The sequence below is a fragment of the Chitinophaga caeni genome, from assembly GCF_002557795.1.
GTDB lineage: Bacteria > Bacteroidota > Bacteroidia > Chitinophagales > Chitinophagaceae > Chitinophaga > Chitinophaga caeni.
The window spans coordinates 3,157,768-3,177,854 of record NZ_CP023777.1 but is presented as its reverse complement, the minus strand read 5'-3'; the positions used below and the strand labels follow the sequence as shown (position 1 = coordinate 3,177,854).

The 20,087-nt window shown below is 44.5% G+C and carries 14 protein-coding genes; 3 read left to right on the top strand and 11 right to left on the bottom strand.

Translation table 11 applies throughout. The features are described 5' to 3' along the window. The first annotated feature begins 12 nt into the window (after nt 1–12). Nucleotides 13–1,593 (top strand): OmpP1/FadL family transporter, encoded by a 1,581-nt coding sequence (locus tag COR50_RS13385; RefSeq protein ID WP_098194453.1) that lies wholly within the window; start codon nt 13–15, stop codon nt 1,591–1,593. A gap of 97 nt (nt 1,594–1,690) precedes the next feature. On the opposite strand, the gene COR50_RS13380 is transcribed toward COR50_RS13385, so the two are convergent. The 10 genes from COR50_RS13380 to COR50_RS13325 all read right to left on the bottom strand — a co-directional run bounded on the left by COR50_RS13380 (nt 1,691) and on the right by COR50_RS13325 (nt 15,809). Then, a complete protein-coding gene (locus tag COR50_RS13380; RefSeq protein ID WP_098194452.1) occupies nt 1,691–2,653 on the bottom strand; it encodes a phosphatidylinositol-specific phospholipase C in 963 nt (320 codons plus the stop codon). 120 nt (nt 2,654–2,773) lie between these two features. Continuing rightward, nucleotides 2,774–3,892, bottom strand: a complete 1,119-nt coding sequence (locus tag COR50_RS13375; RefSeq protein WP_232516167.1) for a lactonase family protein — start codon at nt 3,890–3,892, stop codon at nt 2,774–2,776. A 614-nt stretch (nt 3,893–4,506) separates the two neighbouring features. Further along, the gene (locus COR50_RS13370) at nt 4,507–5,418 is read right to left on the bottom strand and encodes a substrate-binding domain-containing protein (RefSeq protein ID WP_098194451.1); all 912 of its coding nucleotides are present in this window, start codon (nt 5,416–5,418) and stop codon (nt 4,507–4,509) included. A 20-nt stretch (nt 5,419–5,438) separates the two neighbouring features. After that, on the bottom strand, nt 5,439–5,897 hold the full coding sequence (locus tag COR50_RS13365) for a DsrE family protein (protein ID WP_198405646.1): 459 nt from the start codon (nt 5,895–5,897) through the stop codon (nt 5,439–5,441). A gap of 79 nt (nt 5,898–5,976) precedes the next feature. Then, nucleotides 5,977–7,014 carry a c-type cytochrome gene (locus COR50_RS13360; protein ID WP_198405645.1) on the bottom strand — a complete coding sequence of 346 codons (1,038 nt, stop codon included), beginning with the start codon at nt 7,012–7,014 and terminating at the stop codon, nt 5,977–5,979. Between the two features lie 640 nt (nt 7,015–7,654). Then, a complete protein-coding gene (locus COR50_RS13350) occupies nt 7,655–8,521 on the bottom strand; it encodes a sugar phosphate isomerase/epimerase family protein (protein ID WP_098194448.1) in 867 nt (288 codons plus the stop codon). Nucleotides 8,522–9,024: 503 nt separating this feature from the next. Then, a complete protein-coding gene (locus tag COR50_RS13340; RefSeq protein ID WP_098194446.1) occupies nt 9,025–10,497 on the bottom strand; it encodes a RagB/SusD family nutrient uptake outer membrane protein in 1,473 nt (490 codons plus the stop codon). 11 nt (nt 10,498–10,508) lie between these two features. Then, a complete protein-coding gene (locus COR50_RS13335) occupies nt 10,509–13,901 on the bottom strand; it encodes a SusC/RagA family TonB-linked outer membrane protein (protein ID WP_157760829.1) in 3,393 nt (1,130 codons plus the stop codon). A gap of 125 nt (nt 13,902–14,026) precedes the next feature. Further along, on the bottom strand, nt 14,027–15,178 hold the full coding sequence (locus COR50_RS13330) for a FecR domain-containing protein (RefSeq protein WP_098194444.1): 1,152 nt from the start codon (nt 15,176–15,178) through the stop codon (nt 14,027–14,029). A 37-nt stretch (nt 15,179–15,215) separates the two neighbouring features. Continuing rightward, the gene (locus COR50_RS13325) at nt 15,216–15,809 is read right to left on the bottom strand and encodes an RNA polymerase sigma factor (RefSeq protein WP_157760827.1); all 594 of its coding nucleotides are present in this window, start codon (nt 15,807–15,809) and stop codon (nt 15,216–15,218) included. Between the two features lie 165 nt (nt 15,810–15,974). Between COR50_RS13325 and COR50_RS13320 the strand changes: the two genes are divergently transcribed. Both COR50_RS13320 and COR50_RS13315 read left to right on the top strand, forming a co-directional pair. Then, the gene (locus COR50_RS13320) at nt 15,975–16,832 is read left to right on the top strand and encodes a helix-turn-helix domain-containing protein (RefSeq protein ID WP_098194442.1); all 858 of its coding nucleotides are present in this window, start codon (nt 15,975–15,977) and stop codon (nt 16,830–16,832) included. A 63-nt stretch (nt 16,833–16,895) separates the two neighbouring features. After that, nucleotides 16,896–17,885 (top strand): aldo/keto reductase, encoded by a 990-nt coding sequence (locus tag COR50_RS13315; RefSeq protein WP_232516166.1) that lies wholly within the window; start codon nt 16,896–16,898, stop codon nt 17,883–17,885. A 185-nt stretch (nt 17,886–18,070) separates the two neighbouring features. Here COR50_RS13315 and COR50_RS13310 read toward each other — a convergent pair whose 3' ends face one another. Beyond that, on the bottom strand, nt 18,071–19,996 hold the full coding sequence (locus COR50_RS13310; protein WP_098194440.1) for an oleate hydratase: 1,926 nt from the start codon (nt 19,994–19,996) through the stop codon (nt 18,071–18,073). Between the last annotated feature and the right edge of the window lie 91 nt (nt 19,997–20,087).

The window sequence follows — 20,087 nt, the reverse complement described above, 5'->3', positions numbered from 1 at the left end:
CAATTGATTGTAATGATGAATATAAGATTGAAAAGGCTTCTATTAGCCGGTACCATGCTAACGCTCTCTACAACGATCCTCAAAGCCCAAGATGCTTCGGAAGCCCTCAGGTATAGCCAAACCGTTCCGGTAGGTACTGCCCGCTCGCAAGCTATAGGCGGCGCGATGGGTTCACTCGGTGGAGATTATAGCGCATCGAGTATAAACCCGGCGGGACTAGGGTTTTACAACACCAGCGAAATCGTTATCGCCCCTAATTTCTTCTTCAATACCAATACGACGAAGTATGCTTTAAGCACACAAAATCCTAATCAATTCGGTACTTACAAGGAGAATAAAAATGGATTGCAGGTTCCAACCATCGGGATTGTACTATCGATGCCGAATATGAAACCCAGCTCTCCGTGGAGAAACTTTACCGTGGGCATCGGCGTAAATACAATCGCTAATTTTAGGCGTGTAACTTACCTGGAAGGCGATAACTATAATTATTCAATGTCTGACAGGTGGGTGCAACAACTTACCGAAGACGGGGCTAGTTTAAGCGATGCCTTGACTAATTATGTTGATGGCGCAGGATTAGCGGTAAACACGTACCTGGTTGATACATTTAATGTTTCCCCTAATAACCCTTCCTGGTTTACCAGCGTAAACCCGACCACCGGTATACAACAACGCGACAGGAAGGTAGAATCAGGCGGAATCTATGAAACCAACCTTTCATTTGCCACGAATTATGGCGATAAGCTATACCTCGGGATGAACTTAGGCTATACCATCCTCCGCTATAAACAGGAACGCCTATATCAAGAAGACGATATTTCCGGTGATGATCTGAATGAATTTAAATATTTCGATTACAACGTGAACCAAGAGACGGAAGGCACGGGCGTAAACATTAAAATTGGCGCCATCTACGCCCCCGTTAGTAACGTGAGGATCGGCGTAGCCTTTCATACTCCTACCTGGTACAGCATGAACGACGTAACAAACAACAGCGTTTTGGCTAATACAGAAAACTTCCAAGTTAATGGATCTTCAGAAAGGATGACTGCTACCACCGATTTAAATGACGGTTACCCGTTGGAATTTTCTTATAACTACAGGACGCCGTTAAAAGCTACGGGAAGCCTCTCCTACGTATTCGGGACCTTCCAGGCAGCGAAGCAACAAGGTTTTATCACTGCCGATGTAGATTATATTGATTATAGCACCTCCCGCTATAAATTCCCGGGTTTTCAATCGATTTCGGATCAAGTGAACGAGGATATTAAAGCAACTTACAAGGCAACGTTCAATGCCCGCGTGGGTGGCGAATTGAAGTTTGATTGGTTTGCCGTACGTGCAGGATACGCTTATTACGGTTCCCCTTATGAGAACAGCGATTTCGATGCCAGCATCCAGCGCCTCAGCGGCGGTGTCGGCTACCGCGGGAAGGGCATGTTTGTTGATCTTACGTATGTGAATAGCATGCAGAAAGACACTTATTACCCTTATACTTTATTATACAAGTATTCCGATTTGCCGATTTCTTCCGGCAGCACAAAACTGAGCACCAGTACTATAGTTGCCTCCGTGGGATTCAAATTCTAAGCGATTATTTTAAATATTATAAAGCAGGAAATCCCCTCCCGTAATATTCACGGGAGGGGATTTTTTGTTTCAAGAATTTTAATATTTACTAAAAGGATTAAAAGTTGGTATCGATGATTAACTTATTCCGGTTGGCATTTGCGAAATCCATCGGGATGATACCAAATCTACCGCCGGTATTCGTTGTAAAATAAGTTTCCAGTTTCGGGTTAATATTATTCGAAACAGTTGTTATACTGGGAATACCAAAGATCAAAGGTTTATAACCACTACTGAAGTTTATATACAATGTACTGTTACTATTAGTAGCGGATTCATTGAATAGGTTCGTGATATTCGTCCACTTGGTATTGTTATCCGGCACTTGATACTGGTCCTGTACCCTTAATGATGCATTTGCATTAGAAATGCTGAAGGTGGTATTGTCGGCCCAGCTCGTTGCATCGATACCCTTAGGCGTCGTAGATGCACCGAACCGGCGCAACAAAACGATCTTTCCCCTTACATCACCCAAATCCGGTACTGATGCTTGCATGTACCACTTTGAGGGATTCAATTGTATATAAGAATCGAAGGTAGCTTCGAAGCTCCTCGTTGTATTCGAAGAATTGTATTCTTCCTTTACACTCATCACGATGGTTTCAGAAGGATGTGCATCGAGGAAGTCGTAACACATATTGAGTACATCGGTAAAGTTCATATTCTGATAAATAGAACCGTGATGAATGGCGAAGGCATCATCGATATGACGGCAGCGGATGTCAAGGAAACGGGTCCCGGCATTTAGTTGCTCCGAAATGGTGAGATCCTGGCATTTGGCCGTACCGCCGATCGGTTCAAAACGGGCGCCGCTATCATGTGTACCGGGGATGGACAGTTGTGTTAAGTTCATGCTACCCGGTAAATTCATCATCCATTCATTAGCGTTAACAACCAGGCTTTCAAGGGTTGATACATCGTGGGCTTCCAAATCTTGGGGTTCAACAGGACCGGTAAGCTCTTTTTGACAGCTCATAAAACTGAAGGCTAATAAGCCTAGCAAAAGGGTTTGTTTTTTCATAGCATAACATTTTATGTACAGGTAAGAACACTTTTGCCATGCCGAATAACCATCCCTTCCCGGGATTTAACAATCTCGTAATGTAAAGCCAAGGTATGCCTTGGCTCTACCCGCGCACGATCAATTCAACCACTTCAGACAAACCGGCTTGAAAACCTTGATCCGCTTCCCGGTATCCGACAACATCCCGGTGTGCATATCCCTTTCAAAAATCACGACCTCATTCGTATTTTGATTGGCGACTAATAAATACTTGGCACTAGGGTCGAAATTGAAATTTCTCGGCGCCTTTCCTAATACCGGTTGAAAGCTGATGCTTTTAATATTCCCGGACTGATTGTCCACTGCATATATCGCAATATTATTGGCAGTACCCCTATTGGAAGCATATAAAAAATTTCCATCCGGGCTAATATGAATATCGGCACTCCCGGCATCATGATTCATGATAGTAGCCCCGGGCGGCAATGATGAAATAGATTGTAACCTGGTTAACCTACCCTCGTGGTAAGCATATACTGTTACCGTACCGCTTAACTCTTCGACTAGGTAAGCAAATTTATTACCAGGGGAAAAAGTAAAATGCCTGGGACCGGAACCCGGCAACACCGACTCAAATGCCTGCTTGGCAGAACTTACTTTCCCGGTAACCTTATTAAAATTATAAATCATGATCTTATCGATACCAAGATCCATGATTAACAGGTATTTCCCATCGGGAGAAAAGGCGGCAGAATGTACATGCGCCTTCTCTTGCCTATTTTTATTGGCGCCTGTACCTTTATGCTGCACCACTTGCACCGCTGCGCCTATTGCACCATCCTTATCAACAGGGTAAATAGAAAAATTTCCACCCGAGTAATTAGACACTACTAACCAGCGCCCGCTTTTATCCAAAACAACATGGCATGGATGATCGCCACCGCTGGGGCGAGAATTGATAAAAGTTAATGTTCCGTTAGACGAATTAAATTGATATGCACTGACCGCCCCATTTCCACCGCCATTTTCATTTACCGCGTATAAAAATTTATTATCGGGCGATATTGCCAAGTAAGACGGGTTTACAGAAGGAGTCACCGATACTTCCTTTGTTTCGGCTGTATTTTCATCAAACTTAAGTACATGGATGCCCTGCTGTGCATTTTCCGTATAGGTACCGATGAATAAATATTTTTGTTGTGCTTGGCTGCCGAGTGCTAACAGGCAACACATACCGATAAAAAGACCTTGTTTCATAATGGAATTATTAAAGCAGTGTTATTTAACACCCAACTAATATAGCAAAAATTGTATCCAATTTGCCTATTAATTGGCCGGGGAAGTAATATTCACCATTGCTGCTATTCATTTTTGCATGTCCATCTCCTGGCAATAAATATTTCGTCGCATAAAATATTTATTTCTAAACGATCCATGGTGCACTAAAATCACCTTATTTTGACATGCCAAATAAATAGCCATAATAAAATCGATGTAACACTTCATGAAATAGCTTGCCAAACGGTAAAATGCATTGGCATGCAAAAGGCAATCCCTATAAGCTGGATTGCCTTTTATCCATGTTAATAAATTTTACTTGTAATTTATTCCTAAATATAATCTAACTATAAAATCATTATTGTTCGACTAAATTTTCAATGAAAAAATTATCGTCGCCTCAAAAGTTCGATTCAATGTCCACCCGCGATCCAGCTTTTGTACTACTATATAGCTTCGCTATTAACAGTGCGAAGTTCCACGGTGTTGTTGGCGGGGCTGAATAGATCATCCTTCGCTTATGTCCTTGACCAGGTAAGGAATCCAAGTAGATTTAATACAATTTTAGTCGGACAACAATGCTATAAAATGAATCATCCATCCGTATCAAATCCATATTTACGGTAAATTCTTTTTACCTCATCGGACTGCATAAAGTTAAAAAAATCAGTAGCAGCGCAGCTATGTATAGCATGCTTCAATTTCGCGATAACATAAGTTGCCCTGATATTTTCCGATGCCGGTATCTTTATTGATTCCACCGGGTGATGCATCCTTTCCTGGTAAAGCACCTCCGACAACCATACCGGGGCCACATCGCTTTGTTCATTTAATATCCTTAAGGGACTTTCCCTATGGTGGATCTTGGTGAGCCAAGTGCTACCATCCGCAACCTTTGTTTTCATGACTGCCTCCAGCAAGCGCTCACCCCCGGCAGCGATATACGCCTTTTCGATTTGTTTAGCGATGCCTTCCCACGCAGGGTTAGGCATACTGATGCGCAGATCTTCCCTTGATAGATCTTTCAAACCCGCCACCTTCTTAGGGTTCCCTTGATGCACCATCAAGCTTAAGGAATTATATGCATAGGTTGCCGTATCAGAAAACAATGTATTCATGGATGCCACCCTGGCCTTCCCGGCGGCATAAATATCCGGCTGCACGGTAATGCGCATATTCCCTATCGTTAAACTCCCACCCTGAATTTGTTTAGCCAATATCCCGGGAGGTAAAGTTTCAACAAGGACGCGCTTGTATTGCGGGTACTGCTTTTTAAAAGCAGCTAATAAATCGTCCACGCACATGAATTGATTCCCGGCAAAAAAAACAACAAGTTGCGGATCATTGATATCACCATAAATATCCGGGACATTATCAATACCGGGAACAGTAAAATTCACGGCGGCTTCCGGCGCATCGTTCCATGGTGGATCAAAACGGTGTTCTTGAGCTTGTACGGCGATCGTAATTATACCCGCGCCAATACAAGATATGATCTTTTTCATCTCCGATATTATTTAACTGCTTATGGTTTCACGATTACCCAACCATCACTACCCCTTATGACCAGTTCACCATTCCCCGAAGGAACGTAAGCAACGAAATCATACAGTTGGTCTTTAGACAGTTTCCTTTCCCTCATCGTGTTTTCGCATTGCGCGATTATGACTCCTTTCTCTGCCAACTCTCTGAATGCCTTCTCAAAACCGGAGTTCTTCAGATAAGCATCCGTTCCCTTGGAAAAAGCCACCAGTTCAACCTCAATTTTACCTTTCAAACGTGGGTCATTCAATAGGTTATTAATGTTCCTGATGGCCTTGTTTATTCTTCCAGGTACATTGGTGTCTAATTGGTAAATAGCCTTGTAGAAGGACTTCCCCGCTTTCGCACCGGTGAACTGTCGATGCTGTTCAATTTGACCTTGTGCGAATCCCGCCCGGGATACAACCACTAACGCTAACAACAGGAATAGATACTTTCTCATAATTATTGATTGAATATTGAATGACATATTTCTTTACATTGTAAATTTACCGGGATGCTTTCCTTTACCCAAGCTAAGTTTAACGGGCGGTAAAATATGGCCCATAGCGATGCTGTTCCCGCGGGATGTTATCCGCGTAAGGAGGGTAAGGACAATCTTTTGGTTTCTTCGCTAAATCGGGGTAATCTAGTTCCTTGTTCCTTTTTACCGGCCTGTCATGGCTATTCACGAAAGCCGCGACATCATACGCTTCTTCATCGCTGAGGATGGAAGTTGCCGCACTGGCTCCGAACGGCATATTTCCTTTAATAAATGCTGCCGCGGTAAGTAAACGCGCCATGCCGGCGCCATCGTTATAAGAATCATTACCCCACAAGGGCGGGTAAATATACCCTCCTTCTTTGTTGCCACCGGAACCGGGCAATCCTTGCCCATGATCGCCGTGGCAGGAAACACATTTCGCCTTGTATATTTTCGCTCCCGCTACCAAGTTAGCAGCACGGTTGGGTACCTCAATTTTGGTAAAGCCTTGTCCTTCGAGTCTTTTGCCAACACCTGTATTATAGCTCAGGTGTTTAATATAAGTTACGATCGCCCGCATTTCCTTGCTTGTATCAGCCAGGGCATGACCGTTCATACTCCTTTCAAAGCAACCGTTCACGCGCTCCTCCAGCGACTCAACTTTATTCTCCCGGCCTATATAAATTGGGAAGACACCCATTAACCCGATATAAGGGGCGGCGAAGGCTTTCGTCCCGGCATCTAGGTGGCAATTGGAGCAGGCCAGATGATTCCCCGTTATCTTCAAAGCGCTTTCCGGGCCGATGAACTTGTAAGTTTCGGTAATTAGTTTTTTCCCGTATTCGGCTAGTTTCCCTTCATCATTAGCAGGAAATGGCATGATAGGAAAGGCCGATACGGATGGTAATTGAGGAGCATTGCTTTTTAACTCCTCCGACGGTTGGGGGTTGGATGCTTGCCGCGGTTGATAAAACCAGTAAAAATTGGCCAGCATGGCCAGGGTTAAAATAACCAGCACCACCATTAAATTGATCAGCTTACTGATGCGCTTAACTGTTTGTTGTGGAATAGCCGCACTTGAATCTTGCGTTTTCATGCTCCAAAAATAGCTACCATGGCTTGTATTATCTCATTCATTTATATTATTGGTCATAACCTTAAGTTATAACCTTATTTGGTCAATTATAATTCCTAATGATTATTATAGCCCTTTGAAAAATCAACCTATTCCCGGGAAATACCCACTTCGGAAGTACCCCTACCCACCTTGGAAGTACCCCCTCCCACTTTGGAGGTACCCCCACCCACTTCGGAAGTACCCCCACCCACTTCGGAACTCCAAGCGAGGATCTTTTAACCGGATATTTGGATAAATTAGGTGGATATCCCCGTTTCCGAGGGCTTTCATCCGGGCAAAAACAGGCAAAAAACAGCTAAAAAAGCCGATTTTATTAAAATCGGCAGGAAGGTACCCACTTCGGAAGTACCCCCTCCCACTTGCCCGGAGGGTATAGACCTTCAAATAATCCCGAAACCGGAGTTCGGAAGTACCCACCCCCACTTCAGAGGTACCCCCACCCACTTCGGAAGTACCCCATAGGGCTTCCGAAGTGGGTAAATGCGGTTATTTTATCTTATTTCTATTACGGAAACACCCCTTCAAGGGCAAAAAGCGTAATTAATAAAAAAACGGGGAAGATCCCCGTTTCTCAAATCACATATATCTTTTTGTTCGCTTATACGTAAGGTTTCTTGATCAAGTAATCATAGCTTTTCTTGATACTTTCAAACATGTCTCCTTTGCTTACATCCTGTTCAACGAACCATTGTTCGAGCCCGGCTTTTTTCCTGGCGGCGAAGATCTTATCGAAGTTAATGACACCCCCGCCTACATTCGTGATATCTCCAGTGCCGGCTTCCATGTCTTTAACATGCCACAACGGGAAGCGACCGGGATATTTATCGAAATACGCCACCGGGTCATGCCCCGCTTTACTGATCCAATAAAGGTCCATTTCCATCTTTACCAGGTTCGCTTGCGTGCTGTTGACCAGGTAATCGTATACCAAGGTATCCTTATATTTTTCAAATTCGAAATCGTGGTTGTGATAGGCGAATTGAATACCGGCCTTCTTGGATTTTTCGCCAGATTTATTGAGCAGATCAGGCAATTTTGCATAATTCTCCGCCGTTCTTTCTTGCGGGAAAAGAAATGCGCAGGCCATATACTTCGCTCCCAGGCTATGGATATCTTCCACCGCCTTATCCCAACCATCGGTCAGTGTGCCTTTCATTTTCATGGCGATGCCGGTGGTGTGATGCGAGCTGATCACCTTCATGCCGGTATTATCCAGGATCCGTTTAAACTCGGCTGTAGTTTTGCCGAAGAATTTCCCATCGTAACCGTAGATTTCCAGCTTTTTATAGCCGATCTTGGCAAGTCGTTCCAAGGTACCTTCCAGGTCTTTGGCCACGTAATCCCTCACTGAAAAAAGTTGTAATCCCAAGGATTTACTATGGGGCGCCCTCGCAAATAAGGACGAAGTTGCGGACAAGCTAACGGCTCCAACCGCTAGTGATTGCAGAAATTGTCTTCTTCTCATAACGTGAAATATTTGTATTACAGGTAAATACTAAAGTCTAATTAGTTTGCTCACCACCGGTTACATAAAAAGCAGCTTGATATCAAAAATTCGGTTGCTACCAATAGCTATTATCCAAAAGCCTGTTCAAACATGAAATAAATATATTCATTTTTGGGATGCGCTGGCTCAAGTTTTCCAGATTTTAAGCTGAAATTAACCAGGGCCAGTGAATTTTTACACCTCGACCGGGTAGCAACAGCTTCATTGAATGGAATTTTTGCGTGAGGGATGCGGAAGGCGGCGACGCAGGCGCCGGTGCGTAGCACGGGAGCGAAGCGTACCCTGTAGCAGCCCGACCCGCAGGGGCACGCCATGAATACCCGGGGGAAAACTTTCTGAACCGGCGCGCTGTGTTATTTTGTCTTGGATTTCCGGGAAGCCTTGCTGGTAGGAGCTTACAAACTTGTATAGCATTTATAAAAAAGCCGGCAGTTATGTGAACTGCCGGCCTGCTAATTTATTTATTGAGGATAACCATCATTTTGTGACATATTGGGGCCGTTCCGTACCTCGTTGACAGGGATCGGAAACCTGAGCCAATCTTCATCCCAAACACCGCCTTTTACCGGTGTAACGACCGACATGATTTCTTCTGCGCGGGAAATAGCGGGGTTATTGATGCCCGGCCAGCGTTTCAGATCCATCCAACGCTGCCCCCATTCCAAGAATAATTCCAACTGCCGCTCATGCTCGATGGCTGCCATGATGCCTGCCCTTGTGCTTGGGACAGTGGTCGGCAACAATCTTGCCCGGGAACGAACCGTGTCAATGTCTTGGCGGGCGCCATCAAAATTATTTTGCCCGAGCCTTGCCTCGGCGCGGACCAGGTATTGCTCCGACAAACGGAGTACCATTAAATAATCCAAGGTACCTACGGCATCTATACCTGTTTTATATTTATATGGCACGTAGTATTTCCGGGTACCATCGTTCAAAGAATCAATCCAACTGGATTTGCGTGCATCGCCGGGTTCGAAAAGCGCCACGAAGCTATCCGGTATATAATTGCTCAGATCGTAACCGAAAGATTGCGGCCCGACACCGAAACTCTTGATGTAATTAACAGAAAAGCTACTTCCGTCTCCCGTATATAAAGTTTGCCCGTTGGTGGTAATACCGGGTGGCAGGTGCCAAATGGCTTCCCGTGTACCGGGTTTAAAAACATTGTTAAGGTTCGGATCCAGGATATAGGTAGCGGCTTGCGAGATTACTTCATTGGCTTGTAATTCCGAGTTAGGCCAATCTTCGAGGTATAAATAAACCCTTGCCAGCAAGGCCGTGGCCGCCCATTTGTTGGGGCGGATCCTTTTAGTGGTGGCGGCGCCCGTATTATCCAAGTAGTTGACCGATAACATCGATTTAGACAGCTTGAGATCTTCCGCGATATTATTTAAAATATTTTTCACCGGTTCGCGGGCAGCTTGCAAGTTTTTTTCGTAATCTGTCCCGGTGAGGAATGGTACATCCCCGAAAAGATTGACCAATTGAAAGTATAAAAACGATCTTAAGAAATATGCCTCCCCTAATATTTGGTTGCGGGCATTCGTAGACAAAGCCGTGGAACGGCTAGCGCCCTCGATGATAGCATTCGTTGCATAAATATGTTTGTAAGCGCGGTTCCATATTTCTGCTATGATGGTATTACCAGGCAAGAGGGTGTTGGTATATATTTCTTGGTAAGCGGGTTGTATTGAAACCGTGGTAAGTTCATCGGCCACCAGGCCACTTACGATGCTGATGCCACCGAAACCCTGGGAGAAAGAATTATATCCCCCGAGTTCCCCCAGGATGGAAGTAACCGCTGAAATGCCCGTGATATCGGATTGAAAAACCTTATCGGCTTCCAGCGAAGTATCCGGCGGGGTAAGTTCAACAAATTTTTTGCAGGATGCGCAGAGGGCGAATATAGAAAATATGATGATGATTCTTGACATAAACAAATGATTTAAAAGGTAAGTTGAATACCTACGGTTACTACTCTCAACAGCGGGATATTCGCGGATGCGTTTTCCGGGTCCCAGCCTTTGTAGTTCGTAATTGTAAACAGGTTCTGGGCTTGTGCATATACCTTGGCAGATTGCATCTTCCAACGTTCCATCAAGTTGCGGGGTAAAGCATAAGAAAGCGCCAGGTTCTTTAACCTCATAAAAGTGATACCAGTGTAGTAAGTCTCATTATAAGCGGAACCAACGTAGGTGTTGGCGGCGGCGGATGCAGGATTATTAAATAGCTTCGGCACATCGGTCATGTCGCCCGGCTGCGTCCAACGGCGTTCGTAAAGATCCAGGGGCATGTTAGCAATGCCGCCGCGCATGGTAGATGCCGGGAAATTTGCAAACGGGCCCACTTGCTTGGAAAAGTTAAAGAATACATCCAGTTGGAACCCTTTATAAGAAAAGCTGTTATTGATCCCGCCAAAAAATTGTTTGCCCACATTAATAGGTACCGTTAGGTCCGACAAGGTAAGCGCCCTTGCATTAGAGGTATCAACACCCGCCGCCGTGCGCCAAACGTAGAGCCCTGTTTTTTCATCTACCCTAACAAAATTGTAAGCTTTCTGTATGGATAATGGTTGACCTACGATGTAAGTATTTGCATAAGAGGAACCTTCGATATTGTCGTAACGTACCAGTTTATTTCTCGGTAATGCAACATTAAAAGATGTATTCCAGTGGAAATTTTTGCTCCGGATATTGGTGGTATTCAGCTCGAACTCGAAACCGGTATTCCTTACAATAGCGGGCATGTTTACCTGTACCCCGGCGAAACCTACGAAAGAAGGTAAAGGATAATTCACCAATTGATTGGAAGAGCGGTTATTGTAATAACTGGTGGCAAGGTAGATGCGATCATTGAAGAAGCCCAGTTCCAAGGCCAGTTCTGCCTTCCTGGTGGTTTCCCAGCTATAATCTTTGTTGGCCAAACCCGTTGGCGTTACACCGATGCTACCATCAAAATTATATGTTGAAGCCGTGTAGAGCGACATATAACCATAATCGGGAATTACATCGTTCCCGGTAGTACCGTAACTACCCCTCAATTTGCCATAACTGAGTAGCGGTACATTATTCTTAATAAAGTTTTCATCCGAGAATATCCATGCAGCGCCTATCGCGGCGAAGTTGCCAAAGCGGTTGCCGGGTGCGAAACGGCTGGAACCATCGCGGCGCGCGGTGAGATTCAATATGTATTTTTCGTCCAAGTTGTAGTTGATCCTACCGAATACCGCGTTGTATAAATACTTCGTATTTTCGGCATTCGGTGTACGTATCGTACCGAAAGCAGGGTTCCCCATTAGGCCATCATCAGAATATCCCTGCACTGTTAAGTAGGAACCTTCGCCCACGGTTTTTTGAAAGGTGGTACCGAGCAATACATTCAATTTACCGGGCCCTAACTTTCTTTCGTAATCGATTTGCGGCTCGATATTCCAGGTGGCGTTGCTTAGGTTCATATCAATGGTTTGCCGCAAATACTGTCCGCGGCTAACCCATTCTGCCGGGTTAAAAAAGTACTGTCCCCGTTTTGAAGAACTCCTGTTTTGCACCACGTTATAACCTAGGTTCGCCCTGATATGCAAACCGTCGATGATTTGATAACTGAGTACAGCATTACTTACCAGGCTAGACAGTTTGCCGTCATAGATTTCCTGTAAGCGGCCCAATGGATTTTGGTAAGCGCCATCTGTTGGACCCCAGTAAAGTTTTCCCGTGGAATCATAAAGAGGTGGAGCGATCGGTGGTAAGGTTAAGGCAAAACTGGCGATCGACCAACCGGGCAAACGGTTGTTATCAATACCATAAGTAACGCCGAGTTGAGCGGTAAATTTTTTATTCTTGGAACTGTGGTTAACGCTCAGCCTGCCATTATATTTTTCGTTGGCCAGGTCTACCGGCATGATGGTGGTTTCCCTGGAATACCCTGCATTGAAGCCGAAAGAAGTATTGGCATTGCCGCCGGAAAGAGAAACTTGCGCGCGGGTATATTGAGCGGTTCCCCCGAGAATTACATCCTGCCAATCGGTGCTGCGGGTTGTATCCCACTTTACCAGGTCGTACACGGAGCTGGCGGGCGCCGTCCCGATCGTTTGGCCATCATTTTTAATCGCTTCGTACCGCATATCCAGGTATTGTCTCCTGTTGAGTACCGGTTGCTTGCTGGCCATTTCCGCGAAGCCTGTAGAAGCGTTGAGATTGACCAGTGTTTTACCTTCCCGGCCTTGCTTTGTAGTAATGAGGATAACCCCGTTGGCGCCCCGGCTGCCATAAATAGAGGTCGCGTCGGCATCTTTTAATACCTCGATACTTTCGATATCGTTAGGATTAAGGCTATTCAGCGGGCTGATATCCACGTATCCTATAGGTGATGAACCGTTAACCGTATTAAAAGACCCGGCAGGATAAGCGGAGCCATCCACGATAATTAAAGGGGCATTCGCTCCAGGACGCACGCTGTTAAGCCCGCGTAAGCGTATCGTGAAGCCGGTACCGGGCAGCCCGCTTTGCTGGACGATGTCCAGTCCTGCTACGCGACCTGTAAGTGCAGCCAGGGGGTTGCTAACAGGTTGGTTTTCGATTACCTTGCTGGTAACTTTACTGACATTACCCGTATTGAGTCTCCGGGTAGTGCTATAATATCCTTTGTTAATAGTAACTTCTTTAAGACCTGTATTGCTCCATTTTAGAACCAGCGGTGTTCCATCCTGCAAATCTGCCGCGGCAACTTCAAGGGTTTCGAAACCTACGGAAGAAAAGATCAACACATCCCCCGGTGATACTTCGATCGAGAAACGACCGTTCGCATCGCTAACAGTACCCATTTTTTTTCCTTTCACACGGATGTTGATACCATATAACGGGGCGCCCGAGGTATCGACGATACGTCCATTTAACGGCGGCAGTGATTCCGGAACGGGTAGATTACCGTCATTAGAAATTTCGGAATGACTTTCCCCTACCCTCAAAATAATGGTCTTACCGGTTACTTTATATACAATATTTTGATACAACAATACTTTATCCAAAAACTCCAAAAGCGGTAAATGTTCCGCTTGGATGGTGACAGGTTTAGCATATTTCAAAATATCCTTATTGCTATAAAAAACGGCGTAGCCCGTTTGCTTTTCTACCGCATTAAACACCTGCTTCAATGGAACCGAAGCCCCTGAGAAAGTGACCGATTGCGCCCTCAGGGCTGCAAAAGTTTGTGCCAATGTAAATATGGTGATGAATAATGCCAGCTTCATGACCAACATGATTTTGATAATGGTTGAATACCGGGCAGGGCCGCGTTTGGGCAATAGGATTCCTGCACCGAAACAATACGCATTTTTTTGCATAAATTGCATTCGTTTTGGTTGATAAAAAGAGATATTTCCGTGTCACTTCTATTCAGCCTGATATTACCGGGAGTGTTAGCGCACTTCCGGTTTACTGTTTTATAGAAGATTCGATTTTGATTGCTTTACTTGGTAATGATCAATTTCCTTCCCGGCTCCCATCTAAATTTCAAATCCGTTCCTGCAAAAACCTGTAAAAGTTCATCCAGGCTGATATCGCGGCTGATCTTACCGGAAAAACTCATCTCCGGCACACCATTTTCATAAATAACCTCGATATCGTACCAGCGCTCGATTTCTTCCATAGCTTCTTTGAGACTTACATCTTCGAAGTTGAACATCCCGTTTTTCCAAGCGATCACTTTATCCAGGTTGGCTTTATTCACCTTTATTTGCGCAGGTGTGGCCACAGCCTGTTCACCGGGACTTAATAATATTTGCCTTCCATCTCTTATTATTCCTACGCTACCTTCCAACAAGGTAGTTTGAATATTTCCGGAACTTGAATATGCATCGATATTGAACTGGGTACCGAGTACCCGGATTTCCAAGTCATCGCCCACCTTTACTTTGAAAGGAGCCTGAACATCCTGCGCTACATCGAGGAAGACCTCCCCGCTTATTTCTATGCGCCTTTCATTTTCCTGGAATGCCAACGGAAAACGGATGGAAGACGCGGCATTGAGCCAAGCCCGGGAACCATCCGGCAATACCACTTTAAATTGTCCGCCTTTGGGTGTGCTCAATGTGTTGTAAACAGGGTTATCCTTCCCGTTACGTTTCATTTCATAGCTCAATAAGCCACCTGCTTGATGTACGGAAGCATTTCCTTGCTTGATAAACCTGTTCCCGGTGCTATCCAACAAAATAGTGGAACCGTCTGCCAGGGTAAGCACCGCTTTATCCGTACCGGGATGAATCGCTTCAACCACCCTTGCACGATCCGGTTTCCAGTAGAAATAAGTCAAGGCCGATATCAAAATTACGGAAGCGGCCACCCCGATCCATTTATAAACAGGATTCCTTACAGGACGGAGTTTAGTTGGCAAATCTTCCTCTAAGCCCAGTTTATGTTGAATCCTGGCTTCTACATCCAATAGCTGTCCCAATTCATGCTGGAGCATCGCCCGGTCCGTCAGCGCTATAAAAAGAGCTTCGTTAGCAGGATCGCGGCGTTTCCAGGCATCCAATTCGGCCTGTTCATCTTGCGAAAGCTCCGCTTTCATCGATTTAAAAATCAACGCGGCGATATGTTCACTATTAGAAGTGTAATCCATAGATAATATATATACTGGAAAAGATGATGAATGTCCCCTAAATTCCCGGGAAAATTTTTAAAATGCCGATCAGCGTGCAAGCAGGGCCCAGGCTAAGCCTTAATGCCCGGAGCGCTTCGGCCTTTTTATTGCGGACTGTTTTGTCTTTGATATTTAATATTTCCGAAATATCGGCATTCGATTTACCTTCGATATAGCTCAATTTGAAGACAGTTCTTGCCAGCTTCGGTAATTTTTCAATCTCGTCTAATACCATTTTATATAATGCGGCCCTGATATCATCCTGCTCATGGGCACCTAGTTCAAGACCATCCCCGGTGATATAATTAAATGCCTCTTGCTCAAGCTGTTCTTTTTTTTCTGATTTCAGCCAGTCAATACAAGCATTCCGAGTCATGATAGCAAGATAATTGGCGATGTGTGCCAGGCTTTCAAAAGACCTGGGTTGATGAAGCAGCTTGACATAAGATTCCGATACGATATCTTTGGCCGTATCTTCATCTACCAAGCGCTTGGCAATGAAATACAACCGGGTATACGTGAGTTTGTACACTTCCGCCAGCGCATATTTATCGCCGGAAGCAACTTTGACCAACAATTCATTTTCTTGATATGTACCGGGAGAAGGCAATAAAATAGGTATATTAATTATTCACGGCAAGCTACAATAAAAAAATAAAACTTTTTTACCCGATACAATTGATGGGTGATGGATGCCTTGAAAATAAGAATTATGGATAAGATATAAAACAGATGCTTACCATTTTAGCAGTATCAATTTCCTTACTTTTGAACCATGGAAAACCTTAGCCCATACATTTTTCAACACACGCAACATCATACTTTACCGATCAGGTTAGTTGCGCCGAATTTCGGCCAGTTGCCTTTAGCGGTAATCAAGCAATACAGCTTAACACACCGTAAGACGCATTATTTCTTCATCTTCATGATAGATGGTACTACCCGACACAGCGTGGACTTGCAACATTACGATGTAGCCTCCGGCGAACTTCTTTTTATTTTGCCCCATCAAATACACCAATTACCGCCGAGCAAGCAGGGAACCGACTATTATAAGTTGGCTTTTGACGAAAGTTGTTTATCAAGGTTGCCCAAGCAATACCCCTTTCTTATTAATCCCTTTAACCAACAAAAGATACACTTTACGGGAAATGCCGCCCAGCGATTGCAACACATCTTCGGTATGCTGGCCGAATTATTAAGTACGGCAGATGCGGATACGGAATTGATATTAGCCCATCTCAACAGCTTATTGACAGAGATCAATACGGCGTATTTTTTAAGCCGTGAAAACCTCGTGGAAGATAAGCTATCGAAATACATCGGCTTTAAACAATTCGTTGAAGAGCAGCTCAGGGAGCATCCAACGATTAATGACATCGCGGCAAAACTTGCCTTGAATACCAACAGCTTGTATTACATCGTTAAACATTACTCCGGCCTCTCTCCCAAAGAATTTATTACCAACAGGCTTATTTTAGAGGCTAAGCGGCGACTGTACTATTCTGAAAGCTCTGTCAAGGAGCTGGCATTTGACCTTGGCTATAATGATCCTGAATACTTTTCCCGCTTGTTTAAAAAAGTTACGGGAAAAACGGTTTCTGGCTTCGTTCAGGATTTGTCAGGGAAATAATACGCTTTGTCCGGGTTCCTTTTCTTCCAGATGTAGAACTTTGTTTTACAAATACTACATATTATGAATAGGAAACTTGGAACAAACGGGCCGCTCGTTTCAGCGGTAGGCTTAGGCTGCATGGGAATGTCAGGCGCTTATGGAGAAAGCGATGATGAACAATCTGTCGCGACCATTGAAAGGGCTTTAGCACTGGGACATAACTTCCTAGACACTGCCGACTTTTACGGCATGGGACATAATGAAGAAATTATTTCCAAAGCGATCAAAGGCAAGAGGGAACAAGCATTTATATCTTTAAAAACCGGGCAATTTAGATCCCCTGGACCTAATGGCAGCGTCGGCTTCGGGCCGGTAAACGCACACCCCGACTATTTACGCAACGCGGTGCTGTTCAGCTTGCAAAGATTGAAAACGGATTACATCGATTTATACACGCCGGCGAGGGTTGATCCCAATGTTCCGGTAGAAGAAACCGTGGGCGCTTTAGCGGACCTGGTACAAAAAGGTGTTATCAGGTACATCGGTTTATCGGAAGCATCAGCCGACACGCTGCGCCGGGCTGCAACTGTTCACCCGATTACAGCATTACAAATTGAATATTCATTATGGAGCAGGGATATTGAATCGGAAGTATTGCCAACAACTAAGGAACTCGGTATAGGACTGGTGGCTTATTCGCCCTTAAGCCGCGGATTTTTAAGCGGGGACATCAAGAATCCCGGGGACATCAAGGATCACCGGGTGCATATGCCACGTTTCCAGGGAGAGAATTTTTACAAGAACCTGGAACTGGTTAAGCGGGTAGAAAGCTTAGCGGCAGATAAAGGCTGTACTCCCGCACAACTGGCCATTGCATGGGTATTAGCACAGGGTGAAAATATCATAGCGATACCCGGTACGAAACGCATAAAAACCTTGGAAGAAAATATCGCTGCCGGGGATGTGAATTTAAGCGCCGAAGAGCTAAAAAGTATCGATGAGATTTTACCGGCGGGTGTGGTTTCAGGAACACGATATCCCGAGATGTTAATGGGAGCCTTGATGGCTTAATAATTATAAGGAGATCATGATACAGTTATTCCCGGTTAAACATTTCTGTTTGTTATGCAACATCCAAATTAATTTGCTATAACTGTACTACACCGGGTGTGTTGCTATAATCCTAGTTAAAAAATAAATGACAGGGACAACCACAAAGATGGTTGCCCCTGTCATCAGAGAAGTTGAACCGTAGCTTACCCCGTAATTCCTTTAATCCAATCCTTAAACTGGTTGATTTTTTCTACCAGGAAGGAATCTTGTTCCTCTTCTACATCTCCTACCGGCAAAATATGTTCAAAATAAGTGCCCTTTAATACCCTGCGGAGTAATCCTTCCCCGAGGAAAGTTTTGCCGTCGTTCAGCGTTTTCGCTGCTTTTAATAAATGGCGGATATCATATTGTAATGGATTGATATCAGGCACTTGCTTATTTAAATTCAACAGTTCATAAACCGCTATCCGGGCAGTCCTCACCGAACTTTCCATCGTAAATACGACATCGTTATTCGTTTCAACAAATTGTCCTATCAATGCCAAGTTTTTACAGCCATCAGGCACAACACGGGGCCGATCCCCTTTAGCTCTCGGCATAAACATGGAGGTGATATAAGGCATAAAGGAAGTCCTAACGATCGTATTTTTGATAACATCATCTAGCTGGTCAATGATACCCAGATGGTAGCATAGTTCAGCCAATATCTCGTCACCGGTACACATCGGCATGCGCTTTTTAACATAGTCGCCTTCTTTATCCATGAACAAAGCATATACCCATAAGACCAATACATCACCTGGCTGCCCGGGGAAATGCGGTTGCCGATTGCAAGTAAAACTCATCAACCAATTGGAATCCGTAATGGTAATAATTCCACCGGTAACCGTTTTACCAGAATATGGATCATTGACGGCATAAGCTTTAAGTTTTTCAACTAAAGCTGAGGGTTTACAGGTTAGTGTAACAGATTCCCATGCAGACTTCTCAATATTATTGCAAAACTTCTCCGGCTTACCGAACACGGTAGATTTGGCCGCAAGATTTTTCCATAACATCCACCCGGCGCTTTTGCCACTGGTGCTATTATCGATGGTAATTACCGGCGCATTCTTATTGTCGCCATACGCCGTATCTTCCGTCATGGAGCCTGTTGTCACGATCACAAAATCGTTTTCCCTTACCGGGATTCGAACTTCTTTTCCACCTTGGTCGGTGATGAGTTCTTTAACGACTTTCCCTTCGGTATTAACATGCATATCAAGATCCTTGGTCAACGTGTTAAATTGGATTTTAACACCCTTTGCTTTCAAGAAATTGCGCAAGGGGGTAACGAAAGTGTCGTATTGATTATACTTCGGGAAAACCAGGGAAGATAAGTCATTCAAACCATCGATCGCATGTAAGAACCGATGCATATAGAGTTTTAATTCCAAGAGGCTGTGCCAGTTTTCAAAAGCGAACATCGTACGCCAGAATGTCCAGAAATTGCTTGCCAGGAAAGATTCGCTGAAATAATCTTCGATCGTGATATTATCCAGGTCCTCTTTCTTCTTCAATAAAAGTTTGATGATGGCTAACTGATCCTTCTTGGCTAATCCGAATTTGCTAAAATCCTGGATCAAGCCTTTTTTATGAATCAACCTGGCCTTGGAGTAGTTGGAATCATTATCATTAACCAGCCTGTATTCATCTAAAACACTGTAAGGTGGCGGCATTTCTAAGGCAGGAATATCCTGGAACATATCCCAAAGGTTCTCGTAGGTCATATCCATTTCCCGGCCACCGCGAATTAGGTATCCCTCCTTTGCATTGCCGGAGCCATCCAAAGAGCCTCCCTCTATATGCAACTGTTCCAGGAAAGTGATATGCTCTGCCGGGATATGCCCATCGCGGATCATATAATAAGCCACTGCCATTCCTCCAATGCCACTCCCGACAATGAAGACTTTACTGTCATCAAAAGATTGGCGGGGCAGTCCTTTATTTCTTTGATAATTACCGATCTGGTCGGAGAAAGGCATCGATTTTTCGGGGGTGTTCCGTTGTTGTTCCTTGCTGGAATCCGGTTCGTGGTCAACTTTAAGACCTTTCGCGAAAGCTTTGAAATCTTTATCGAGATTAAACATGGCCGGGGATTTAAATTAAATGATAGTTGTACTTGTGATCCTGAAAAATAAAATCATACAACTATATAACTATTGATCCCCGATTTTGTTC